This window comes from Tatumella terrea (genome assembly GCF_039523755.1).
Lineage (GTDB): Bacteria > Pseudomonadota > Gammaproteobacteria > Enterobacterales > Enterobacteriaceae > Tatumella > Tatumella terrea.
Genome location: NZ_BAAAFX010000002.1, coordinates 362,757 through 388,228, shown reverse-complemented (window position 1 = coordinate 388,228; position 25,472 = coordinate 362,757). Strand labels below are relative to the sequence as shown.

At 53.2% G+C, this 25,472-nt stretch carries 20 protein-coding genes; all 20 read right to left on the bottom strand.

What is annotated here, in order from left to right:
- Positions 1–64: 64 nt before the first annotated feature.
- The 20 genes from secA to ilvI all read right to left on the bottom strand — a co-directional run bounded on the left by secA (position 65) and on the right by ilvI (position 24,798).
- Positions 65–2,770: a preprotein translocase subunit SecA gene (gene secA / locus ABD035_RS01770; protein WP_212713046.1), complete on the bottom strand. Its 2,706-nt coding sequence runs from the start codon at positions 2,768–2,770 to the stop codon at positions 65–67.
- A gap of 65 nt (positions 2,771–2,835) precedes the next feature.
- Positions 2,836–3,348 carry a secA translation cis-regulator SecM gene (gene secM / locus ABD035_RS01765; protein WP_343867178.1) on the bottom strand — a complete coding sequence of 171 codons (513 nt, stop codon included), beginning with the start codon at positions 3,346–3,348 and terminating at the stop codon, positions 2,836–2,838.
- 253 nt (positions 3,349–3,601) lie between these two features.
- Positions 3,602–4,519, bottom strand: a complete 918-nt coding sequence (lpxC, locus tag ABD035_RS01760) for a UDP-3-O-acyl-N-acetylglucosamine deacetylase (RefSeq protein WP_212713048.1) — start codon at positions 4,517–4,519, stop codon at positions 3,602–3,604.
- Between the two features lie 101 nt (positions 4,520–4,620).
- Positions 4,621–5,775 carry a cell division protein FtsZ gene (gene ftsZ / locus ABD035_RS01755; RefSeq protein ID WP_212713049.1) on the bottom strand — a complete coding sequence of 385 codons (1,155 nt, stop codon included), beginning with the start codon at positions 5,773–5,775 and terminating at the stop codon, positions 4,621–4,623.
- A 72-nt stretch (positions 5,776–5,847) separates the two neighbouring features.
- Positions 5,848–7,104: a cell division protein FtsA gene (ftsA, locus tag ABD035_RS01750; protein WP_212713050.1), complete on the bottom strand. Its 1,257-nt coding sequence runs from the start codon at positions 7,102–7,104 to the stop codon at positions 5,848–5,850.
- Complete coding sequence (ftsQ, locus tag ABD035_RS01745; protein ID WP_343867175.1) at positions 7,101–7,937, bottom strand: cell division protein FtsQ; 837 nt, start codon at positions 7,935–7,937, stop codon at positions 7,101–7,103. The genes ftsA and ftsQ overlap by 4 nt, the downstream gene beginning before the upstream one ends.
- A 497-nt stretch (positions 7,938–8,434) precedes the next feature.
- Positions 8,435–9,910: a UDP-N-acetylmuramate--L-alanine ligase gene (gene murC / locus ABD035_RS01740; protein WP_343867173.1), complete on the bottom strand. Its 1,476-nt coding sequence runs from the start codon at positions 9,908–9,910 to the stop codon at positions 8,435–8,437.
- 70 nt (positions 9,911–9,980) lie between these two features.
- The gene (gene murG / locus ABD035_RS01735; RefSeq protein ID WP_343867171.1) at positions 9,981–11,039 is read right to left on the bottom strand and encodes an undecaprenyldiphospho-muramoylpentapeptide beta-N-acetylglucosaminyltransferase; all 1,059 of its coding nucleotides are present in this window, start codon (positions 11,037–11,039) and stop codon (positions 9,981–9,983) included.
- Positions 11,036–12,262, bottom strand: a complete 1,227-nt coding sequence (ftsW, locus tag ABD035_RS01730; protein WP_212713054.1) for a cell division protein FtsW — start codon at positions 12,260–12,262, stop codon at positions 11,036–11,038. The genes murG and ftsW overlap by 4 nt, the downstream gene beginning before the upstream one ends.
- The gene (gene murD, locus ABD035_RS01725) at positions 12,262–13,578 is read right to left on the bottom strand and encodes a UDP-N-acetylmuramoyl-L-alanine--D-glutamate ligase (RefSeq protein WP_343867169.1); all 1,317 of its coding nucleotides are present in this window, start codon (positions 13,576–13,578) and stop codon (positions 12,262–12,264) included. The genes ftsW and murD overlap by 1 nt, the downstream gene beginning before the upstream one ends.
- 2 nt (positions 13,579–13,580) lie before the next feature.
- Positions 13,581–14,663 carry a phospho-N-acetylmuramoyl-pentapeptide-transferase gene (gene mraY, locus ABD035_RS01720; RefSeq protein ID WP_212713056.1) on the bottom strand — a complete coding sequence of 361 codons (1,083 nt, stop codon included), beginning with the start codon at positions 14,661–14,663 and terminating at the stop codon, positions 13,581–13,583.
- Positions 14,657–16,021: a UDP-N-acetylmuramoyl-tripeptide--D-alanyl-D-alanine ligase gene (gene murF, locus ABD035_RS01715; RefSeq protein WP_343867166.1), complete on the bottom strand. Its 1,365-nt coding sequence runs from the start codon at positions 16,019–16,021 to the stop codon at positions 14,657–14,659. The genes mraY and murF overlap by 7 nt, the downstream gene beginning before the upstream one ends.
- The gene (gene murE, locus ABD035_RS01710; protein ID WP_343867164.1) at positions 16,018–17,505 is read right to left on the bottom strand and encodes a UDP-N-acetylmuramoyl-L-alanyl-D-glutamate--2,6-diaminopimelate ligase; all 1,488 of its coding nucleotides are present in this window, start codon (positions 17,503–17,505) and stop codon (positions 16,018–16,020) included. Before murE ends, murF begins: the two co-directional genes overlap by 4 nt.
- Positions 17,492–19,258, bottom strand: a complete 1,767-nt coding sequence (locus ABD035_RS01705) for a peptidoglycan glycosyltransferase FtsI (protein WP_343867162.1) — start codon at positions 19,256–19,258, stop codon at positions 17,492–17,494. Before ABD035_RS01705 ends, murE begins: the two co-directional genes overlap by 14 nt.
- 15 nt (positions 19,259–19,273) lie before the next feature.
- On the bottom strand, positions 19,274–19,594 hold the full coding sequence (gene ftsL / locus ABD035_RS01700) for a cell division protein FtsL (protein WP_212713060.1): 321 nt from the start codon (positions 19,592–19,594) through the stop codon (positions 19,274–19,276).
- The gene (gene rsmH / locus ABD035_RS01695) at positions 19,591–20,532 is read right to left on the bottom strand and encodes a 16S rRNA (cytosine(1402)-N(4))-methyltransferase RsmH (RefSeq protein ID WP_212713061.1); all 942 of its coding nucleotides are present in this window, start codon (positions 20,530–20,532) and stop codon (positions 19,591–19,593) included. Before rsmH ends, ftsL begins: the two co-directional genes overlap by 4 nt.
- Before the next feature lie 3 nt (positions 20,533–20,535).
- A complete protein-coding gene (gene mraZ / locus ABD035_RS01690) occupies positions 20,536–20,991 on the bottom strand; it encodes a division/cell wall cluster transcriptional repressor MraZ (protein WP_212713062.1) in 456 nt (151 codons plus the stop codon).
- 401 nt (positions 20,992–21,392) lie between these two features.
- Positions 21,393–22,403 carry a catabolite repressor/activator gene (gene cra / locus ABD035_RS01685; protein WP_343867157.1) on the bottom strand — a complete coding sequence of 337 codons (1,011 nt, stop codon included), beginning with the start codon at positions 22,401–22,403 and terminating at the stop codon, positions 21,393–21,395.
- Positions 22,404–22,585: 182 nt separating this feature from the next.
- Positions 22,586–23,077: an acetolactate synthase small subunit gene (gene ilvN, locus ABD035_RS01680; RefSeq protein WP_025901223.1), complete on the bottom strand. Its 492-nt coding sequence runs from the start codon at positions 23,075–23,077 to the stop codon at positions 22,586–22,588.
- Positions 23,077–24,798, bottom strand: a complete 1,722-nt coding sequence (ilvI, locus tag ABD035_RS01675) for an acetolactate synthase 3 large subunit (RefSeq protein WP_343867153.1) — start codon at positions 24,796–24,798, stop codon at positions 23,077–23,079. Before ilvI ends, ilvN begins: the two co-directional genes overlap by 1 nt.
- Between the last annotated feature and the right edge of the window lie 674 nt (positions 24,799–25,472).

Sequence of the window (25,472 nt, the reverse complement as noted above, 5' to 3'; positions counted from 1 at the left end):
GTCGCCATGAACCTCAGACAAAAACAGTCAGAAAGCGCCCTGGCCGTAGGCCAGGGACGGGGCATTATGCAATACGCCCATGGCACTGTTTGTATTTTTTACCGGAACCACACGGGCAAAGATCATTACGTCCGACTTTGCGCTCGCCACCCTGCGCAGCCAGTTCGGCAGCCGCTTCAGTTTCTGAATCCACATGGCTCAGTTGTTGCTGGGCCGCCAGACGTTCGGCTTCCTCACGGCGCTGCTGCTCCATGGCTTCGACTTCTTCAGGCATGCGCACCTGAACTTTGCTCAGCGTGCTGACCACTTCATATTTCAGTGATTCCAGCATCGCAGAGAACATGGCGAAAGACTCACGCTTATATTCCTGCTTAGGATCTTTCTGCGCATAACCCCGTAAGTGGATCCCCTGACGCAGGTAGTCCATGGATGCCAGGTGCTCTTTCCACAGCGTATCCAGAGTCTGCAACATCACGCCTTTTTCGAAGTTACGCATCATTTCAGTACCGACGACAGTCTCTTTCTCTCTGTAGTTCTCATCGGCACGTTCCATGATACGTTCGCGCAGTGTTTCTTCATGCAGTTCAGGTTCTTTATCCAGCCATTCTGAAATCGGCAGGTTCAGGTCGAAGTCGGTGCGTAAGCGCTCTTCCAGTCCCTGAACATCCCACATCTCTTCCAGTGATTGTGGCGGAATATAGTTATCGATAGTGGCCGACAGTACATCACCGCGAATACCGTTAATGGTCTCGCTCACATCGGAGACATCCAGCAGTTCGTTACGCTGTGTATAGATAGCGCGACGCTGATCACTGGCAACATCATCATATTCCAGTAACTGTTTACGGATATCGAAGTTACGGCTTTCCACCTTACGCTGTGCATTAGCAATCGCTTTAGTTACCCATGGGTGCTCGATGGCTTCACCTGGCTTCATACCCAGTTTACGCATCATGCCAGAGACACGGTCAGAGGCGAAAATACGCATCAGGGCATCTTCCATTGACAGGTAGAAGCGTGAAGAACCTTTATCCCCCTGACGACCGGCACGACCACGTAACTGGTTATCGATACGACGGGATTCATGTCGTTCAGTACCGATAATGTGCAGCCCTCCGGCTTCCAGAACCGCGTCATGACGTTTCTGCCATTCGGCTTTGATCGCCTCGATCTCTTCCGGAGTCGGATTTTCTTTTGCTTCAACTTCCGCATGCCAGCTTCCGCCCAGCATAATATCGGTACCACGACCGGCCATATTAGTGGCAATGGTAACGGCACCCGGCTGGCCAGCCTGCGCGATAATATCGGCTTCGCTGGCGTGGAATTTAGCATTCAGAACATTATGTTTGATACCGGCTTTTGTCAGCTCGTGAGAGACGACTTCCGATTTTTCGATAGAAATGGTCCCGACCAGAATAGGCTGACCATTCGCCGTACGTTCACGGATGTCTTCGATAATCGCCCCAATTTTTTCCTGCTCGGTCATATACACCAGATCCGGCATATCTTTACGAACCATCGGACGGTTGGTTGGCAGAACAATGGTATCCAGCTTGTAAATTGAGCTGAATTCAAAGGCTTCCGTATCCGCGGTACCGGTCATCCCCGCCAGTTTGTCATATAAGCGGAAATAGTTCTGGAAGGTAATGGATGCCAGTGTCTGGTTCTCATTCTGGATTTCAACCCCTTCTTTCGCTTCCACTGCCTGATGGAGGCCATCTGACCAGCGACGTCCCTGCATGGTACGGCCGGTATGCTCATCGACAATAACGACTTCGCCATCTTTAACGATGTAATCCACATCACGGGTGAACAGAGCGTGCGCCCGTAAGGCCGCGGTTACATGATGCATCAGCATAATATTGGTCGGAGAATAGAGGGACTCTCCTTCTTCCATAATGCCCTGGCTGACCAGCAGTTGTTCGATTTTTACCAGACCACGTTCGGTGAGGTGAACCTGACGGGATTTTTCGTCCACCGAAAAGTCACCTTCCCCCTGGAAGGTATCAGAATCTTCTTTGTCCTGACGAACCAGATGAGGGATGATCTTGTTCACTTTGATGTAGAGCTCTGAGCTGTCTTCCGCCGGCCCCGAGATGATCAGAGGTGTACGGGCTTCATCGATCAGGATGGAGTCGACTTCATCCACCAGCGCATAGTTCAGTTTACGCTGTACACGCTCTTCCGGGCTGAAGGCCATGTTATCGCGCAGATAGTCAAACCCGTATTCGTTATTGGTACCGTAGGTGATATCCGCATTGTAAGCTTCACGCTTGGCAGGGGCTGGCATCCCTGGCAGGTTAATCCCGACGGTCAGCCCCAGGAACTCGAACAGCGGACGGTTATTTTCGGCATCACGCTGTGCCAGATAATCGTTGACGGTCACCACGTGTACGCCTTTACCGGTCAGTGCATTCAGATAGGCCGGTAAGGTGGCGGTCAGCGTTTTACCTTCACCGGTACGCATCTCTGCAATGCAACGCTCATTCAGAACCATACCGCCCATTAACTGAACGTCGAAGTGACGCATATTGAAAATACGACGACTGGCTTCACGGACCGTGGCAAATGCTTCGGGGATCAGGCTTTCTAATGCTTCACCTTTTTCCAGGCGGGCACGGAATTCGATGGTTTTGGCTTTCAGTTGCTCATCGGTCAGCGCCGTGAACTCAGGTTCCATTTTATTAATAACATCAACCGACTTACGCATACGACGTAAGGTACGATCATTACTGCTGCCAAAAATTTTAGTTAATAATTTCATGACCATAGTTTTTATAATCTCAGTTCAGCTCATTGGCTTCAAAATTCGGGGGAAGTGTACGTCCGGGACTATCAGATCTCAGAGGAAGCGGGCCCGGCCCGGATACCCTGAACCCCGGAAAGCCATAACCCGCTATTAAAACCAGCGGGCTGAACGGAAACGAAGACATCCTCTGCAGAGGCCGGCTTGCTGACCGGGTGATGTGTCGTCAGCAGCGCATGCAGTGACTGTAAAACAGCAATTTTCTGCGCAGTCAGAGGAAGAAGCTGATGCCGCACCTGCGGTTGCATTTGCGGTAAAGAGAATGAGAGATGGCGGATAACCACTCTGATAGCATGCTGATGCCAGTAATCGGCGCTGATCCCCGGCCTGCGGGCCGTATCTCGCAAGCGGATAAGGTTTTCAAAACGAACCGCATTACCGACGAAGAGTGTATTGGCAGATTTTCCGGAGACCGTGCCGGATTCCGGCGGTTGCGCATTCGCGACAGGCAGGCCAAGACTGGCCGCGACCATCCCCAAAAGGAGATGCGGCCAGAAGTACCGTCTGCCAAGTTGTCGCCAACGCGAAAAAATTCCGATCACACTCTATCCATTGAAAACTGATTTATGCGTTCCGGGAGACTCTCAGCAATCCCTGCGTTCACTGACCGGATACGCCAATATAATAGTAATGAGATAGTATCACTAATGTCAGATTTCAACATCAGAGAATCAGGAAGCGATGAATAAATTCGGTGTTTTTGGGGGATTTTTAGACAGCGGACGAAAAGCATAAAAAAACAGCAGGATTACTGACCGGAGAGAGTATCAGTAACACCTGCTGCATTAAGCGATTTTACGCCAGTACCAGATTCGGTGCTTTGAATGCCTGTGGCAGTTCAGCATCATCTTCGAAGGTCGCCCATTCCCAGGCTTCCTGTTTAGCCAGTACGGCTTGCAGTAATTTGTTATTCAATGCATGCCCTGATTTAAAGGCACTGAACGCACCGATAACGTTATGACCACACATGAACAAATCACCGATAGCATCCAGCATTTTATGACGAACGAACTCGTCATCAAAACGCAAACCTTCTTCGTTTAATACACGGAAATCATCTAAACCGATGGCACAGTCAAGACTACCACCCAGGCACAGGCCACGAGACTGTAAATACTCAATTTCACGCATAAAACCGAAGGTACGTGCGCGACTGATCTGGCGAACGAACGCATCCGCTGAGAAGTTCAGCTGATAACGCTGTGAGCTGGAATCGATCGCCGGATGCCTGAAGTCGATAGTAAAGTCCAGAGAAAAGCCATTGTAAGGCGTTAACTCTGCCCACTTATCACCGTCTTCAACACGTACGGCTTGTTTAATACGAACGAATTTCTTAGCACTGTTCAGTTCGTCGATCCCTGCATCCAGCAGCAGATAAACGAAAGGTGCAGCACTACCATCCATAATCGGGATTTCAGGCGCATCGACTTCAACAATAATGTTGTCGATACCTAAACCGGCCAGTGCTGAGTTAAGGTGCTCAACAGTAGAAATACGCACGCCTTCGTCGTTTACCAGGCAAGTACTGAGCATGGTATCGCGCACGTATTTTGCATCAGCCGGGAAATCAACCGGTGGATTCAAGTCTGTGCGACGATAGATGACCCCAGTATTCGCTGGCGCAGGGCGCAGTGTCAGGCTGACTTTTTTACCGGTATGCAAACCGATACCTGTCGCCTGAACAATACGTTTTAATGTCCTTTGTTTGATCATCGTATTAATCTCGCAATATTACTCTTCGTTCGTCACTATACATGACTGACTGACCGCCAGTTTAGCACAAAGAGCGAACCAGTCCAAATATCGGTATATTCTTAGTCCGCCTGCTTACGCAGGAACGCGGGAATATCCAGATAATCAGGTTCTTTGTTCGCCTGGCCGGCAGGGTCGTTCACCACTTTCGCGGCAGGTTTCTGCTCCTGAGGTAACGGAGTCAGGCCATGCTGCTGATAGCGGTGATCCATGACAGGCTGGCTGGTGGTTTTGTTAGTGACCAGAGTGATCTCAGGGCGTTTATCCATGCCAATACCGGTAGCGACAACAGTTACGCGCAGTTCGTCGTTCATTTCCGGATCCAGCGAGGTACCGATAACGACGGTGGCATTGTCGGAAGCAAATGCACGGATGGTGTTACCCACCGTTTCAAACTCGTCCAGACGCAGATCGAAGCCGGCGGTAATGTTGACCAGAACGCCACGGGCACCGGACAGATCGATATCTTCCAGTAACGGGCTGGAGATAGCCATTTCTGCAGCTTCTTCCGCACGGTCTTCACCACAGGCCACCCCGGATCCCATCATCGCATAGCCCATCTCAGACATCACTGTGCGCACATCCGCAAAGTCGACGTTCATCAGGCCAGGACGAGTGATCAGTTCAGCGATACCCTGTACCGCACCTTTCAGCACGTCATTGGCAGCACCGAAAGCATCCAGTAAAGAAATACCACGACCCAACACTTTCAGCAGCTTGTCATTCGGGATAGTGATCAGTGAATCGACATGCTTGGAAAGCTCAGCAATACCTTGCTCGGCAAAAGCCATACGCTTTTTGCCTTCAAAGTTAAAAGGTTTAGTCACCACAGCAACGGTCAGGATACCCAGATCCTTCGCGACTTCAGCAACAACCGGCGCAGCACCGGTACCGGTACCGCCACCCATACCCGCGGCGATGAAGACCATATCTGCACCGTCCAGCGCAGCGCGCAGGGCTTCACGGTCTTCTTCTGCTGAGTTACGTCCGACTTCCGGGTTCGCACCGGCACCCAGACCTTTAGTAATGTTATTACCAATCTGGATGGTCTGACCCACTGCGGTTTTACGCAGTGCCTGAGCGTCGGTATTCACTGCAAAGAATTCAACACCTTCGATACGCTCGCGTACCATGTGCTCTACGGCGTTACCGCCGCCACCACCAACGCCGATGACTTTTATCACCGCATCATTGGTTAATTCCATAGGTTCAAACATGATTTCTCTCCGTTATGTGCCTGTCGCCTGGAGACCATAAATGCTAATAGCATGATCTCCTTTTAGTAAAAATTAAAACTCTTTTTTCAGCCAGCTGTTAATTCGTTTAAACCAACCACCGACTGATGCTCTTTTTTCGCTATCGCCTTCGCCGCCCAGGTGTGACTCTTTACCATAGTGCAGCAGCCCTACAGCCGTCGAATAATAAGGTTCCTGAGCATAATCGGTCAGGCCGGTAATATTTAAAGGCTGTCCGATACGGACCTGTGTATGGAACACTTTCTGGGCGCACGCGGCTAACCCTTCAATCTGCCCTGCCCCACCGGTTAATACGATGCCGGCGGCCAGATGATGTTTTACTCCCTGCTGACGAAGTTGTTCCTGTAATTCCAGAATTTCATCATTCACCAGGTTCAGTAATTCGGTATAACGCGGTTCGATCACTTCTGCCAGGGTCTGACGTTGCAGACTGCGTGGCGGACGTCCGCCCACACTCGGTACTTCGACATTTTCGTCTTTACCGACAATCGACCCTAATGCGCACCCGTGACGGACTTTAATGGCTTCCGCATCGGTCGGGGGTGTCCCGAAGGCATAGGCGATATCGCTGGTCACCACATTGCCGGCATAAGGGATCACTTTAGTGTGTCGTAATGCGCCACCGGTATAAACCGCCATATCCATTGTGCCACCACCGATATCAACCACACAGACGCCTAATTCGCGTTCATCTTCGGTTAACACGGCATAACTGGAGGCCAGACCTGCGAAAATCAGCTGGTCCACTTTCAGACCGCATCGTTCAACGGCCTTCACGATATTCTTCGCCATATCATTATGGCAGGTGATCAGGTGCACCTTGGCATGCATCCGGACACCGGATAAACCCACAGGGTTCTTGATGCCTTCCTGGTAGTCGATGGCATATTCCTGAGGGATCACATGCAGAATACGGTGCTCATCACGAACGCGCACAGATTTCGCTGTATGCACGACGTTTTCCACATCATCCTGTGTTACTTCTTCTTCGGAAATCGGAACCATCCCGATTTCGTTCTGACAACTGATATGTTTACCGGAAAGCGCCAGATATACCGAAGAAATCTGACAATCGGCCATTAATTCTGCCTGGTCAATCGCCCGCTGTACACATTTGACCACCGATTCCAGGTCATTCACACCGCCTTTGTCCATACCGCGGGAAGGACAACTGCCGACGCCGATAATGTTGACCATACCATCGGGCAGAATCTCCCCTACAAGGGCAGCAACCTTAGCGGTGCCGATTTCTAGTCCTACTACAAGTTTTCTGTCCGTTGACTTGATCATTGTTTAGCCTGTGCCTGCTTTTGTTGCTGGTTACTGTTCTTTGGGTCGACAGGGGCGGCAATCCATCCCACCGCCGCACCGGAGTCATAACGTAAATCTACGTAGCCTATCCGTTTATTCTCTGCCTGCGCCTGGCGAAGCAGAACCGGGTAGAGGTCAATAAAACGCTGCAGACGTTTCATTGTGTCATCACGTCCCAACTCAATTTTCATGTCATCGCTGGTGACCAGCTGCCATGAACGCCTTGCTGTCATCGAAGCCGCCTTTAGCGTAATTTTCGAAGGCTTTAAGGCATCACTCATCTGATAAAAACCGGCCATCACTTCGTTTTCGCTGCCTTCCGGTCCGTAAAGCATTGGCATAGGTTGCTGTGCCGAAAGACTTAAAGGCAACCGGAATGAGACGCCGTCGGCATCAACGACATTCTGATCATTCCATCGTGCCACCGGCACATATTCAACCAGATGAATCTTTAATTCATCAGGCCATTGCTTCCGGACACTTACCTGCTTAATCCAGGGAAGCCGTTCAATCTGCTGCTGTATCACGTCTACGTTCTGTGACATAAACGTGCCGGGAGGGCCGAGTGATAAAATCGCCTGCCGGATATCATCGTGGGTGGTATAACGCGTTTGTCCGGTGACCACCAGCTTCGATAACGGTAAGCGGGAGGCATCGTCCATCCATTTCAGGACCATTACGCCACCCAGCACCATCGTCCCTATGACCAGTAACAAAAAGATCAATCCGAACAGGCGCGTACCATTACTCCGTCCGGATCCCTGGCGCCCCTGAGGCTCCCGGTTCCGTGTATTTAAAGCCGCCTGAGACATATCAGTTTGTTAACTCCAGCCTATTGCTCATTAAGTTCGAAAAATTCATCGCCGCCTGCTTTGCTGTTAAAGTCCCCGGATTCCGGCGAATCGTCTCTGACGAGAGATCGACGGGTAATGGCTGAAAACAACGATGATTCGCATAGTGCACATCGATGCCTTCTGTTCTGCGACCCTTTAACCTCTGCAGGATGTCTTTGTTCTGCGCACGCTGCTGTCGTTTTTGAGCATCTGAGTGACAGAAATCCTGTTTCTCATCAGCAAGATACTAAGCATTGTAGTCGCAAAATTCACTTTTAACCTTAATACATGCCGGACGCCGCAGTTTCTTACCTGCTCCCCCGGAAACGTCTGTCGTGTTACCGGGGCCGTCCGTCACAGGGAATATTGCTATCCCCTTGAAAATAATTCGTTTAAACCGCTCTTCGGCCGATGACGGTGACAGCTTGTCACGCCCTTTTCCGGCACGGTAACCCCGGGCATTCCCGGGCCCCTGCTCAGCCAGGCTGTTCTTCTGTCCGGGTCATCTGCTGCAACTTCCGATCAGCCAGCGTCCGCGCTATACGTCCGACGGTTCCTGCCCCCTGAGCCAGAACGAGATCATTTCCGCTCAGGGCCGGAGCCAGCGCATCGGCCAGCATCTCATTATCGGAGACCAGTATCGGTTCAACTTTGCCACGGCTTCTGACAGAGCGGCAAAGTGCACGACTATCGGCCCCGGCGATCGGTGCTTCTCCCGCAGAATAGACTTCCAGCATCAGCAGGACATCCACCTGAGACAGCACGTTCGCAAAATCATCGAACAAATCACGGGTACGCGTATAACGGTGAGGCTGAAAAATCATCACCAGCTTTTTATCCGGCCAGCCGGCCCGCGCAGCTTTAATGGTGGCATCCACTTCTGTCGGATGATGACCGTAATCATCTACCAGCATCGCCGTCCCGGGCAGACCATTCACCGGTGCCGTCGGGTATTCCCCCAGAAGATCAAAGCGGCGCCCTGTCCCCTGGAAATTTTCAAGCGCGGTGAGGATATCTTTATCTTCGATGCCCTCTTCACTCGCCACCGCGACCGCTGCGGCGGCATTCAGCGCATTATGGCGTCCCGGCGCATTCAGAGTGACTGTCATCACCGGTTTATCATGACGGACCAGCGTAAAGTGCCCCTGAGCCCCTTGCTGCCGGTAGTCTTCAATCCTGACATCGGCATCGTCACTGAAACCGTAAGTCGTGATCTGACGCCCGATCTCCGGGATAAGCTCGCGGATCACAGGGTCGTCTACACACAACACGGCACGCCCATAAAACGGCAGATTATGTAAAAAGTTCACGAAGGTCTGTTTCAGGATGTCAAAATTTCCCTGATACGTATCCATGTGATCCGCTTCAATATTTGTTACCACGGCGACCATCGGTTGCAGGTGCAGGAACGATGCATCACTCTCATCCGCTTCAGCAATCAGGTAACGACTACTGCCCAGCCGGGCATGTGTGCCGGCGGCTTTCACCAGCCCGCCATTGACAAAGGTCGGATCCAGTCCACCTTCGGCATAAATACTGGATACCATCGCGGTAGTCGTCGTTTTACCGTGGGTTCCGGCAATAGCAATTCCGTGACGGAAACGCATCAGTTCTGCCAGCATCTCTGCACGACGGATCACCGGGATCCTGGCCTCACGGGCGGCGATCAGTTCCGGGTTGTCCGCCGATATGGCACTGGAAACCACGACCACACTGGCGTCGGTCACATTCTCGGGCCGGTGGTTGAAATAAATGGTCGCCCCCAGCGCACTCAGATGCTGAGTGACCGGGTTCGGTGCCAGGTCAGACCCACTGATCTGATACCCTTCATTCGCCAACACTTCAGCAATACCGCCCATCCCGGCACCACCAATGCCGACGAAATGGATATGCCTGACCCGACGCATTTCAGGCACAACAGACCGCAGTTTTGCTAATTGTTGAGTATTCATCTCGTTACACTACCTGTTCATACTTTCCCCGGGACATCCCCCCGGAAAAGCCGCTCACACGGAGCTATATTCATTTAACGACTTTCGCCACTTCATTTGCTACGCGTTCAGTCGCGTCCGGAACGGCAACTGCGCGGGCATTCAATGCCATCGCCAGCAACTGCTGACGATCCCAGCTATTTAAGGTTTCTGCGATAACAGAAGCCGTAAAGGCGGGTTGTTCAAAAATCCTGGCCGCCCCGGCATTCTCCAGCGGCAGCGCATTCCAGTACTGCTGCCGATCTTTATGCTGAAATGGCACGAAAATCGCAGCCAGCCCGGCGGCAGCGATCTCACTGACCGTTAATGCCCCGGAACGACAAACCACCACATCGGCCCAGGCATACGCCTGTGCCATATCATCAATAAACTCATTGATGCGATGACCGGTCTGTCCGACACTGGCATATTCAGCTTCAACGGCTTCCAGCGCACCTTTACCGGTCTGGTGCCAGAGAGTAATACGGTCACCACATTTTTCAGCCACGTAAGGCATTGTCTGGTTCAGTATTCTGGCCCCCTGGCTGCCCCCGACGACCAGGACACGTATCGGTCCTTCACGGCCGGCAAAACGTTGTTCCGGTGTCGGTAAGGCCAGCACGTCAGTGCGCACCGGATTCCCGACCACATCGGCTTTCGCAAAAGCCCCGGGGAAAGCCTGTAACACTTTGCTGGCAATCCGTGATAACCCTTTATTTGTCAGGCCGGCAATCCCGTTCTGCTCATGCAGCACCACAGGAATACCACAACTCCACGCCGCCAGCCCGCCGGGACCGGAAACATAGCCGCCCATACCCAGCACCACATCCGGTTTCCAGCGTTTCATAATCGCCCTGGCCTGCCGCCATGCCGTAAAGATACGCCAGGGGGCCAGCAACTGGGCTTTTACCCCTTTACCACGTAATCCGCTGATGCGGATAAAATCAATTTCAATACCATGCTTCGGGACCAGATCCGCTTCCATACGATCAGCGGTTCCCAGCCAGCGAACCTGCCAGCCCTGTGCCATCAGGTGATGGGCCACAGCCAGGCCCGGAAAAACATGTCCGCCGGTGCCTCCGGCCATGACCATTAATCGTTTGCCGCTCATCGGCTACCCCGGGTAAACGCCTGCGCTTTGGTCAGGCGTGTTTCATAATCTATTCGTAATAACAGCACGATGGCTGTCGACATGATGATCAGACTGGACCCACCGTAACTGATTAACGGCAGGGTCAGACCTTTGGTCGGCAGCATCCCCGCAGCGGCACCGACGTTAACCAGCGCCTGGAAACTGAACCAGACCCCGATAGCACACGCCAGAAAGCCGGAAAAACGTTGATCCAGCTCCAATGCTCTGCGGCCAATCGACATCGCCCGAAAAGCGACGAAGAATACCATCAAAAGAGCCAATGCCACACCGAAAAAGCCGAGTTCTTCGCCGATAATTGAGAAGATAAAGTCGGTATGGGCTTCAGGCAGATATTCCAGCTTCTGAACCGAGTTCCCCAGCCCTTGCCCCCAGAACTCACCTCGGCCAAAAGCCATCAGAGACTGGGTCAGCTGATAGCCGCTGCCGAAAGGATCCGCCCAGGGATTCCAGAAGGAAGTCACGCGGCGCATACGATAGGGTTCCGCCAGGATCAGCAGCACCACGGCGAAAAGCCCGGAACCGATAATCGCAAGAAACTGCCACAGCTTTGCCCCGGCCAGAAACAGCATGGCCAGTGTCGTTACAAACAGTACGATGACCGTCCCGAGGTCGGGCTGCGCCAGCAGCAGGACTGCCAGTACCACCATGACCCCCATCGGTTTACAGAATCCCCAGAAATTACTGCGGACCTCATCCACCTTTCGCACCAGATAGCTGGCGAGATAACAGAACAGAGACAGTTTAGAAAATTCTGCCGGCTGAATACGTAACGGGCCCAGGGCAATCCAGCGGGATGCACCGTTGACCGAACTCCCCACCACCAGTACAACCAGCAACATAACCATAGAGATCAGCAGCATCACGTTACTGTAACGTTGCCAGAAAGACATCGGTAAACGCAGCGTGACCAGCGAGATAGCAAACCCCAGCCCCAGATAGAAGGCATCACGTTTAGCAAAATAGAACGGGTCGTCATTCATTCTCTGCCCGACCGGCACAGACGCGGAAGTCACCATCACAAAACCGATGATGGCTAAACCGAAGGTCAGCCATAACAGGGTGCGGTCATACAGAATAATGGCTGTATCGTCGCTCTCTTTTGCCCCCATCACCCAGTCTCTCAGACGACCGGAGATGGCAAGTATCAGTGCGAGAGGGTATCTCAGGCCCGGGATACGCATTAACCTAACTCCTTTGCAAGACGGGTAAATTCATCACCCCGTTGCTCAAAATTTTTAAACTGATCGAGGCTGGCGCAGGCCGGCGATAACAGAACCAGATCCCCCGGAGCCGTCTGCGGGGCTATCTCTGCCATCGCTTGCTGCAGGGTCCCGGTCCGCACAGAGATCTCGGGGCGCAGAGCCGCCAGTTCATCACCGTCACGACCGAAGCAATAAATTTTCAGGTTATCTCTCTGCAGATACGGTAACAGCGGCGTAAAATCTGCCGATTTACCATCCCCGCCCAGCAGCAGCCATAACTGACCTTTCACGGTCAGCCCTTTCAATGCCGCCTCGGTGCTACCCACGTTGGTAGCTTTCGAATCATTAATCCAGTCAACGCCATGTTGACGGTGAGCCAGGCAATACCGGTGACTCAGCCCTGTAAACGTCGTCAGCGCCTTCAGGCTGGTCGCCCGGGGTAATCCGACGGCATCCGCCAGAGCCAGAGCAGCAAGGGCATTCGTGTAGTTGTGCTGCCCGGTCAGTCTCATTTCCCCGGTATCCAGCACTTTTTCCCCTTTGACCCGCAGCCAGGTACTCCCCTGCTGCGTGTTCAGGTGATAATCACCGACATTCACCCCGAAACTGATACACCGGCTGTCCACGCCACGCACCGGCATCGTTAATCCGTCATCCGCGTTGACGACACAGGTGGTCGCCTGTTCGTAAATGCGTAATTTGGCAGCACGATATTGCTGCATGCCCAGCGGGTAGCGATCCATATGATCCTCGCTGACATTCAGAATGGTCGCGGCGGCCGCTTTCAGGCTATGAGTAGTTTCCAGCTGAAAGCTCGATAGCTCCAGCACATATAATTCGACAGTCTCACTGAGCAGCGAGAGTACCGGCAGACCGATATTACCGCCGATGGCCACCTGGCAACCCGCCGCTTTCGCCATTTCACCCACCATCATCGTCACGGTGCTTTTACCGTTAGACCCGGTGATAGCGACGATCGGGGCCCGGGCCTCACGACAAAACAGTTCAACGTCCCCGACGATCTCGACTCCCGCCTCTTCTGCACGGGAAAGTGCCGGATGGGAAAGTGCGATACCCGGGCTTGCGACGATTAAATCCGCGTCCAGCAACCAGTCTTCATTAATGCCCCCGACAAAACGTTCTACCGTTTCAGGGAGTTTTTCGAGTCCCGCCGGTGATATCCGGGTATCTGTGACACGCGGGGTAACTCCCCGCGCCAGAAAGAAATCAACACAGGAGAGGCCGGTCAGCCCCAGCCCGATAATGACGACTTTTTTACCCCGATAGTCAGACATAATTAACGTACCTTAAGGGTTGCCAGCCCGATCAGAACCAGCATTAATGAGATGATCCAGAAGCGTACGATGACACGCGGTTCCGGCCAGCCTTTCAGTTCATAGTGATGATGGATCGGTGCCATACGGAAAATACGCTGTCCGCGGAGCTTGAACGATCCCACCTGCAGAATGACCGACAATGTTTCCACAACAAAAACACCGCCCATAATTACCAGCAGGAACTCTTCACGCAGTAACACGGCTATGGTCCCTAACGCGCCGCCCAGGGCCAGCGACCCGACATCTCCCATAAAGACCTGAGCCGGATAGGTGTTAAACCAGAGAAAGCCGAGTCCGGCACCCACAATCGCTGTACAGACAATCACCAGTTCGCCGGCATAGCGCAGATAAGGGATATGCAGATATTCGGCAAAATTCACGTTACCGGTGGCCCAGGCTACCAGCCCGAATCCGGCGGCCACAAACACGGTCGGCATAATCGCCAGGCCGTCCAGGCCATCGGTCAGATTCACTGCATTACTGGTTCCCACGATGACAAAGTAGGTCAGTAACAGATAGCTGAGGCCCAGCTGAGGCATCACATCTTTGAAGAACGGCACCACCAGTTCTGTGGCCGGCGTTCCTTTACCTGTCGCATATAATGCAAAGGCAACGGTCAGCGCGATCACGGACTGCCAGAAATATTTCCAGCGGGCAATCAGGCCTTTGGTGTCTTTGCGCACGACCTTACGGTAATCATCAACAAACCCGACAATCCCGTAGCCAATCAGTACGAACAGCACACACCAGACATACGGGTTTGACGGATAAGCCCACATCAGTACCGAAATCGTGATAGAGGCAAGGATCATCAGGCCCCCCATCGTCGGGGTCCCCCGTTTACTGAAATGTGATTCAGGGCCGTCGTTACGGACGACCTGACCAATCTGTAACTTTTGCAGCCAGGTGATCAGGCGAGGGCCCATCCACAGGCTGATAAATAACGAAGTCAGCAGACTGACAATCGCGCGAAATGTCAGGTAAGAAAAAATATTAAACCCTGAATAAAATGAAACCAGATGTTCAGCCAGCCAGACTAACATGCGCCCATCTCCTGTAATTGCTGAACCACTTCTTCCATAGCTGCACTTCGCGAACCCTTAATCAAAATAGTGACTTCCTGATGTTCAGATAATAATGTCTTTAACCGGTCAACCAGCGCCGGTTTGGTAATGAAATGTTCCCCGTCCGGGCTCTCTTCTGAGATAAACCGGCTCAGATGACCGGTGCTTAATACTTTATCGATCCCCGCTTGCCGGGTGGCCTGGCCCACGGCACGATGACACTGTTCCGCTTCATCGCCCAGTTCCCCCATATCCCCGACCACCATGATCCGGTAGCCCGGCATTTCGCCCAGCACCTGTGCAGCGGCAGTCATCGACCCGACATTCGCGTTATAGCTGTCATCCAGCAAACGGTGTGTTTCAGACAGCCGGATGGGATAAAGACGCCCGGGGACGGGTTGCAGAGTACTGAGTCCGTGGCGGATAGCGCTGAGTGGTGCACCGACCGCCTGAGACAATGCAGCGGCCGCCAGCGCATTCGCAATATTGTGGCGGCCTGGCAATGGCAGAGTCACTTCCACCTCTCCCTGCGGAGAGTGCAACGTAAATGAGGTTCCCCCGCCGTGGATCACAACCTGGCTGGCATAAAAACCGACCCCGGCTTCCGCGTTTGGCGAGAAATGCCAGACGATTTTATCTGCCAGGCGAGGCTGCCAGTTCACCTGATCATTACTGTCGTGATTAAGAATAGCGATGCCTCCTGCCGGGAGACCTTCGAAAATTTCGCCTTTCGCTTTCGCCACTCCGGCCAGAGATCCGAAACCTTCCAGGTGCGCCGCGGCCAGGTTGTTGACCAGCGCCGCTTCAGGCCGGACCATCGCCGTGGTGTAGGCGATTTCCCCCTGGTGGTTTGCCCCTAACTCAATGACTGCGTATTCATGCTCCCGGGTCAGCCGCAATAACGTCATCGGCACACCAATATCGTTATTCAGGTTGCCCGCGGTGTAGAGCGTATTGCCGCACTGCTTCAGGATGGCGGCGGTCATCTCTTTCACCGACGTTTTCCCCGAAGAGCCGGTCAGAGCCACCACCCGGGCAGGGACCTGCTGCCGGACCCAGCCAGCCAGCTCACCAAAGGCAATGCGGGTATCTTTGACCACCACCTGCGGAACATCTATCGGCAGAGGTTTACTCACCAGTAAGGCCCCAGCGCCGGCGGTGATCGCATCCGCAATAAAGTCATGCGCATCAAAACGCTCACCGATCAGGGCAACAAACAGGCAACCCGGCGTCACCTTACGGGTATCCGTGGTGACGGCAGTAAACTCAAAGGCCGGTTCCCGCGAGAGTTGCCCGCCGGTCACCGCAGCCAGTTGCTGTAAACTTACGGAAATCATGCCATTACTCCCAGCAGCCCCGCGACAGTCGTCCTGTCCGAGTAATCAAAACGTCGTTGCCCGATAATCTGATAATCTTCATGGCCTTTACCGGCGACCAGCACAATATCGTCCGGCCCGGCCTGTGCCAGTACCTGTTCAACGGCACGGGCACGGCCCGCGATAGTCAGCGCTTTCCCCGGGTCCAGCAAACCACTGAGAATATCTTTGACGATAGCGGCGGGATCTTCGGTGCGCGGGTTATCGTCAGAGATGACGACCTGATCGGCCAGCTCTTCAGCAATCGCCCCCATCAGCGGGCGTTTACCTTTATCCCGGTCACCGCCACAGCCAAACAGGCACCACAGCTTGCCGCGGCAGTGTAAGCGGGCGGCGGTTAAGGCTTTTTCCAGTGCGTCCGGGGTGTGGGCATAATCGACCACCACCGCAGGACGGCCTTCGGTATGGAAAACTTCCATACGTCCGCAAACCGGTTGCAGCTGTTGTGCCGTTTCACATAAGCGCGCCAGCGGATATCCCAGCGACAATAAGGTGGCCATCGCCATCAGCATGTTGCTGACATTGAATGCTCCCATCAGCTGGCTGGTGAACTCACCTTCACCCCAGTCAGAACGGAAAGTCACTCTGGCACCTTTTTCCAGATAGACAACACTGACGGCCTCGACCGCGCGGCCCTTATGATCCGCGGCGATATTCCCTTCCATACTGACCGCCACGCCGTCCGTCAGCTTTTTCAGCCATAAACGTCCGGTCGTGTCATCCGCATTGATAATGGCTTGCCCGACCTGATGTTCGGAGAACAATGACCATTTTGCGGCTTCGTAGCTTTGCATATCCCCGTGGTAATCCAGGTGATCGCGGCTCAGGTTGGTGAAGACGGCGGCGGCAAAGGGAATGGCAGCCACCCGATGCTGAACCAGCCCATGAGAAGAAACTTCCATTGCCGTCAGCGTAGCCCCGCGGGCCTGCAGATCTGACAGCACATGCTGAATCTCTACCGCTGACCCGGTGGTATTTTCTGCCGGAACCAGCTGACCAAAAAGACCGTTACCGACGGTTCCCATGACGGCGCCGGTTTCACCCAGCAGATTAGCCCATTGAGCCAGCAACTGACTGGTGGTGGTTTTACCGTTGGTCCCGGTAATACCAATGACTTTCTGTTGCTCCGCCGGCTGACCATAGAATCGACCGGCCAGTGCAGAAAGGCGTTGCGATAGTTGTCGCAGGTAGATCACCGGCACGCCCTGAAATTCTCTGATATCCCCGTCGGCAGCTTCACCTTCGGCATCGGCAATCACCGCCGCGGCGCCCCCGGCAATCGCCTGCGGGATATATTGGCGACCATCGGCCTGATGCCCCGTAACAGCCACGAACAGATCGCCGGCAGCCGCAGCGCGGCTATCCAGTGTCATTTCCCTCAGTTGACGCTCCGGCGCACCCGGCACCCAGGGGGCCAGCAGGTAACGCAAGTTACGATCTGTCACTTGAATCCCCATTGTTATGAATTACTGAATCATTTTTGTCACTGATGGGTAAGGCATCCGGCTCGATATTCATCGTGCGTAGCACGCCGCCCATAATGGCGCCGAATACCGGTGCAGATACCGCACCCCCGTAATATTTACCGGCCTGCGGGTCATTGATCACAACCACCAGCGCAAAACGCGGGTGGCTTGCCGGTGCGACACCTGCGGTATAAGCGATATATTTATTGATATACCGTCCGTCAGGGCCGACCTTCTTCGCGGTCCCGGTCTTAATGGCAATACGGTAACCTTTAATGGCCGCTTTTACCCCGCCACCGCCCGGCAGAGCCACACTCTCCATCATATGGAGAACCGTTTTAACCGTCGCTTCAGGGAATACCCGTTCACCGCCGACCGGAGGATCGACTTTGGTAATGGAGAGGGGTCTGGCTATGCCGTAGCTGCCGATCGTGGCATAGACCCGCGCTAGCTGTAACGGGGTGACCATCAGGCCGTAACCGAAGGAGAAGGTGGCCCGCTCAATGTCAGACCACCGTTGTTTTTTGGGGAAAATACCGCTGCTTTCACCGACTAACCCGAGGTTGGTCGGTTTCCCGAGGCCGAAGCGTGAGTAGGTATCGACCAGAGCCGAAGACGGCATCGCTAACGCCAGCCGGGAAACACCCACGTTACTCGACTTCTGTAAGACGCCGGTGAGCGTCAGTTCGTTATATCGTGCAACGTCTTTGATTTCATGACCATTAATCCGGTACGGCACGGTATTGAGCACACTGCCTTCCCGCACAACCCCCCGCTGTAATGCCGTCATCACTACCATCGGTTTTACGGTCGAACCCGGTTCGAAGATATCGGTGATAGCCCGGTTTCTCATGACATCTTTCGAGGTATGCCCCAGATTATTGGGGTTATACGCGGGGCTGTTAGCCATCGCCAGAATTTCGCCGGTATTCACATCCACCAGCACCGCAGACCCGGATTCCGCTTTATTAAAAGCCACCGCGTTGTTCAGTTCGCGATACACCTGGGCTTGTAATCGCTCATCGATACTCAGCGTCAGATTATGTGCCGCCTGGCTATCGGTGGAGGAGATATCCTCAATCACCCGGCCCTGACGATCTTTACGGACCGTACGTTCACCCGGCTGACCGGTGAGCCACTGATTAAAGCTCTTTTCGATACCCTCAATGCCCACGCCATCGATGTTGGTAAAACCGATTAAGTGCGCAGTCACCTGCCCTGCCGGATAATATCGGCGTGACTCTTCCCGCAGATTTACCCCGGGCAGTTTCAGCTTTTTAATGTAGTCACCCACCGAGGGCGTGATCTGGCGGGCAAGATAGATAAAACGGCTATTCGGATTGGTCGTGACACGGGCAGATAACTGATCCGTGGTCATCGATAACGTATCCGCCAGGGCTTTCCAGCGGTTATCGAGGGTGACCCCGCCTTTCTCAATCACTTCTTTCGGATCGATCCAGACAGCATTGACCGGCACGCTGACGGCTAAAGGCCGGCCGGCACGGTCGCTGATCATTCCCCGGGAAGAGGGAATGGACTGCACACGCAATGAGCGCAAATCCCCTTCCCTGACCAGTTTACCGGGATTGACGACCTGCAGGTAACCGACCCGGGAGATGAGACCTACCAGTGCAGCCAGAATTCCCAGACAGAGCAACGCAAAACGCCAGCTGATAAAGCTGGCCTTATTTTCCTGTTTTCCGGATTTCAGCGTTTTCTTCGCGCTGCTCATTCAGTCATGGATTCCCTATGGTTGAACCACTATATTTTCCTGTGAAGGATCAACATGTTGCATATGAAGCTTTTCGATAGCCAGTCGTTCAACACGGCTATGATCGCCTAATGCATTTTCTTCCAGGATCAGGTTTCGCCATTCGATATCCAGCGAATCCCGCTCCAGCACCATCTGTTCCCGTTGTGCGGTCAGTAACCGGGTCTTATGCGTGGTAATAACAACCATCATCGCAGTGACCAGTACGGCAATAAGCAGTATCAGCGGCAGCTTTCCGTGACGCAGCAGATCGCCACCGATAATTCCGGGCAGGCTATGGCGCTCGTTGCCGATCATTCAGCCGTCCTCTGCGCAATGCGTAATACTGAGCTACGGGCACGCGGGTTTTCTTTCACTTCCTGCTCCCCGGGGATCAGTTTGCCAAGCGTTTTCAATTCACGTCCTCCCAGTGATTTTAACTGAGCTTCGGTGAGTGGCAGGCCGGAAGGGACCTGAACCCCCCGGCTCTGATCCCGCATAAAGCGTTTTACCAGCCGGTCTTCCAGCGAGTGGAAACTGATAATCGATAACCGCCCTTCCGGTGCCAGTACACTCAGAGACCCTTTCAGTGCCTGAGTAATTTCCTCAAGTTCACTGTTCACCCAGATACGGATAGCCTGAAAACTGCGGGTCGCCGGATGCTTAAACTTATCCTTTACCGGCGTGGCGTGATAAATCACGTCAGCCAGCTCTTTCGTACGGGTCATCGGCTGCTCACGGTTACGTTCCACGATGGCCCGGGCAATACGTTTCGCAAAACGCTCTTCACCATACGCTTTGAGTACAAAAGCAATGTCCTGCTCTTCGGCCTGCAGTAACCATTCCGCGGCAGACTGTCCACGCGTCGGGTCCATACGCATATCCAGAGGCCCGTCACGCATAAAGGAAAATCCGCGTTCGGCATCATCCAACTGAGGCGAAGAGACTCCTAAATCCAGCAAAATGCCGTTGATTTTTCCGCTCAACCCGAGCGACTCAACGTATTCTGCCAGCCCTGAAAACGGCCCATGGATAATCGAAAACCGGGGGTCGGTAATTTCAGCGGCCGCTGCAATAGCCTGCGGATCTCTGTCGATGGCGATTAACCGGCCCTTTTCACCTAATTGTGAAAGGATCAGGCGCGAGTGACCTCCCCGGCCAAAGGTTCCATCAATATAGATCCCCTCCGGCTGAAGGTTGAGTCCGTTAACCGCTTCATCTAAGAGGACGGTCGTATGTTTAAAATTTTCCGACATAGGCTATAACGATAAATCCTGCAATCGCTCAGAGAGCTCCCCCTGAGCCGATTCTGATTCGATATCTTCCCTGATTTGTTGATACCAGGTCTGTTCATCCCACAGTTCAAACTTGTTGAACTGACCGACCAGCATAATTTCTTTCTGTAATCCGGCGTGTTGCCTCAGGGTGCTGGCAAGCAATAATCGTCCGGCATTATCCATCTGACATTCGCTGGCATGCCCCAGTAACAACCGCTGAACACGACGCTCTGCCGGGTTCATGGTAGAAAGGCGTGAGAGCTTTCGCTCAATCACTTCCCACTCCGGCAGGGTATAAAGCAGCAGGCAGGGCTGATGGAGGTCAATGGTGCAGACCATTTGCCCCTGTGATTCTCCGATCAGTATTTCCCGATAGCGTGTAGGGACTGCTATACGGCCTTTACCGTCGAGATTAACCAGCGTTGCCCCACGAAACATAACTGTCGTTGCCCTCAGTTAACCTGTTTCACCACTTTATCCCACATTTTACCACTGATTGAGTGTACGGAGCGGACGAAATCCTTGTCAAGCGACAACGGTCGCTTAATAACATTATTTCCTGCGGTAAATTCGCTGAAATCCAGAGGTAAAATGGACAAAAAACAGCACAAATAGTATTAACCCGATGAATAATTGAAGGAATTTAAGAAAACGGCGAGGAAGGATCCAAAAACAGCGGCGAAAAACGACGGAATTGTTAACTTCGTGCGGCGTAGTCATAAACGCCATTTTAAGGAATTTCTTAGCTGAAGCACAGCAGGACCGGCACGATATTTGTAAAATTAATCGTGGGGCGAAACGCCCCCAGTGTCCGGGAGGTGGTCTGCCGGCCGTCAGCCTCACTGCGGACGACGACCGAGACGCCCACGCTGGTAGAGGTTACGGCGAATGCGCGTCAGCCCGGGCTTCGGCCGGGACGGCTCATCCAGGCTTGCCAGCACTAATTCCAGCACCCGTTCCGCCACATCGCGATGACGCTGACCGGCCGATAGCACCGGACATTCCAGGAAATCCAGGAGTTCATTATCCCCGAAGGTCGCGATAGATACGTGGGCAGGTAAATGACCGTGGACGCGAAGACAGGCATCCATCATTCCCTGTAATAAACCGAAAGACGTCGTAAACACTGCCGCCGGCATCTCATGTTCACTTAAAAAGCGGACGAAGGTCTCTGCGGCAACACTCCGCTCAAAGCTATTACTGTAGATAAACTCGACCCGGCGTTCATCCCCTTCCCAGGCCTGACGAAACCCCTGCTCACGCAGAAAGCTGACCGATAATTCCGGCAATGCCCCTAAAAAAAGCACATCACTGATCGGTTGTTTACGGAGTTCCCGGGCCAGGGCGAACGCATCGTCCTGGTCAGCGCCGACGACGCTGGTGAAATTTTCACGGTCGAGGGCACGGTCAAGGGCGATAATAGGTAAGGATTTTCCCACCCAGTGCTGATAAAAAGGGTGTTCCGGCGGCAATGAGGTAGAAACTATCAGGGCATCTATCTGGCGTTGCAGCAAATGTTCGATACAGCGGATTTCGTTGTCCGGCTGATCTTCCGAGCAGGCGATCAGCAGCTGATAACCGCGTTGCCTGGCCTGACGTTCCAGATAGTTAGCAATACGTGTATAACTGGTGTTTTCCAGATCAGGGATCACCAGTCCGATTGAGCGGGTGCGTCCCGCGCGCAATCCTGCGGCAACGGCATTCGGCTGATAGTTGTATTCCCGGACAACGGCCATCACCTTCTCTACCGTTTTTTCACTGACCCGGTATTGTCTGGCTTTGCCATTGATGACATAACTCGCGGTCGTACGCGAGACTCCCGCAAGACGAGCAATTTCATCCAGTTTCACTCTCACCCCACCCCACACGTTGCCCCACAGAGATAAGCATTATCAGAGGGGTATTCCTTTATCTTTCGTATCTAAGCGCAGATATCCGGGCCCGGCAACTTTTTTATTGTAAACCCTGACCATAAAAAAGGCCCGGAAAACCCGGGCCTGAGTGTCATCATGACAGAGAGTGTGGTCTGGCTTTAGCCAATAGTGCGTTCGCCGCGGGAAACCCCCACGACACCGGAGCGCACGACCTCGGCAATCTCCGTCACCGCACGCAATGCGCTCAGACAGGCATCCAGTTTTTCGCTGGTTCCAGTCAGTTGCAACGTATACAGGGTTGCCGTGACATCAATAATTTGGCCACGGAAGATATCGGCACAGCGTTTTACTTCTTCACGTTGCGCACCTTCTGCTTTCACCTTCACCAGCATGATTTCACGTTCAACATGCGGCCCCTGACCGAGTTCGCTGACACGCAAAACATCGACCAGCTTGTGCAGTTGTTTCTCAATCTGTTCCAGTACTTTTTCATCGCCCACGGTCTGGATAGTCATCCGCGACAGCGTCGGGTCTTCGGTCGGAGCAACGGTCAGGCTCTCAATGTTATAGCCCCGCTGGGAAAACAGGCCAACTACGCGGGATAATGCGCCTGACTCGTTCTCAAGTAATACCGATAAAATACGGCGCATTATTCTGTCCTCTCCGTTTTGCTTAACCACATATCATTCATTGCGCCCCCGCGTACCAGCATCGGGTAGACATGCTCACTGCCATCGACTCTGACATCCAGGAACACCAGACGGCCGCTGGCCACTATCGCCAGGGCTTCTGCCATTTTTTCATCCAGCTCTTCCGGTTTATCAATGACCATACCGACGTGGCCATAGGCTTCAGCCAGACGCACAAAGTCAGGTAATGACTCCATATAAGACTGCGAGTGGCGTCCGGAATAGATCATATCCTGCCACTGCTTCACCATCCCCAGATAGCCGTTGTTCAGATTCAGTATCAGCACCGGCAGATTATATTGTGAGGCCGTCGACAGTTCCTGGATATTCATCTGAATGCTGCCATCGCCCGTCACACAGACAACGGTCGCCTCCGGCACGGCCAGTTTCACGCCCAGCGCTGCCGGCAGACCGAAGCCCATGGTGCCCAGTCCTCCGGAGTTGATCCAGCGCCGTGGTTTATTAAAGCGGTAATGCAGGGCTGCAAACATCTGATGCTGGCCGACATCCGACGCCACGTAAGCATCGCCACCGGTCAGACGCCACAGCGCATCGATGGCGGCCTGAGGTTTGATGGTCTGGGAATGTTTGTCAAATGCCAGGCAGTTACGGGCGCGCCACGTTTCAATCTGCGCCCACCAGTCAGCCTTTTCGGCGTTATCTGTCTCTTCAGCCGGCAGTAATTCCAGCATTTGCTGAAGCACCAGAGCGGCATCGCCGACGACAGGAATGTCCGCCATGACCGTTTTGGAAATAGAGGTCGGGTCAATATCGATATGAATGACCGTGGCATCCGGACAATATTTTTCCAGATTATTTGTCGTACGATCATCAAAACGTACACCGATGGCAAAAATGACATCCGCGTTATGCATTGTCATATTCGCTTCGTAAGTACCGTGCATCCCCAGCATACCAACGCTCTGGCGATGCGTACCGGGAAAGACCCCCAGTCCCATCAGCGTGGTGGTCACCGGAATATTAAGCACTTCGGCTAACTGGATCAGCGCTTTTTCCGCCCCCGCAGTGATAACCCCGCCCCCGGCATAGATCACCGGTTTTCTGGCGGCTAATAGCTGCTGCAAGGCCCGTTTAATCTGCCCGCGATGCCCCTGCGTCGTTGGATTGTAAGAACGCAGCGAGACTTGTTCCGGCCACTGATACGAATACTTGGCCGCAGGGTTCAGGATATCTTTGGGCAGATCGATCACCACCGGCCCCGGGCGGCCGGAAGATGCCAGCCAGAAGGCTTTTTTGATTACCGCCGGGATGTCTTCGGCTTTATTAACCAGAAAGCTGTGTTTGACGATAGGCCGTGAAATTCCGACCATGTCGCATTCCTGGAAGGCATCACTGCCGATCAGTGAAGAGGCTACCTGTCCGGAAAGCACCACCATCGGGATCGAATCCATATAAGCCGTTGCAATACCGGTAATGGCATTGGTCGCGCCAGGCCCGGAGGTGACCAGCACAACCCCCGTTTCACCGGTGGCACGGGCCAGTGCATCCGCCATATGTACCGCTGCCTGCTCATGGCGTACAAGGATATGGTCAACACCGCCGACGGTCTGAAGTGCATCATAAATATCCAGCACTGCCCCACCGGGATAACCAAATACCTGTTTTACGCCCTGATCGATCAACGATCGGATGACCATCTCGGCCCCTGACAACATCTCCATTCTTTCCTCCAGGTGAACACTGAACTCACGGATACCTATAACTGACCACCAAAACCTTCCGTAATATACGTAACATAATCACCAGCAAAAACTGACACCCGGATCGGTGAAATGTGCTGTTTATTACGTTTAACCGGGATAGCTGGCATTTTATTATCGGTTTTTGTTCTGGTTAACATAACCGCAGAAATGACCACAGGCAAACATCCACAGGAAAGAAGTATGCAAAGGTGTAAATAAAAGCTTCTGCGATACTCAACTGATGGCTCAGAATAATAGCGGGGGGCGCAGAGTTATTAGTTAAATATTCTGCGTTTTCATTTAATGGTAGAGAGTTATTAAATTTAGCTTTTTTATATTTACCTGAATGTCAGCGCCCTGTCCGGAATAATCGTAGCCACGCAAGGTTATTTACTAAAAAAAACCCATCGCCCGACATTTTCCACTGGCCGCCCGTTAAAAAACCATGCTTTACACTGGCCGGAGCGTGTCATAAAAACATTGTATATCAATAGATTACGAAACACCTCTCCCTTCACCAGCCATGCATCCGGCCGTTGATCCGCCGGGCAGGGTGTCTGCACATGATAGTGCGCTCTCTGCCGGTAAAAATGCAGAAGATTCATCTTTCTCACCGGTATTGATTCCTGCGTCATTAAGGTTGACATTGGCCG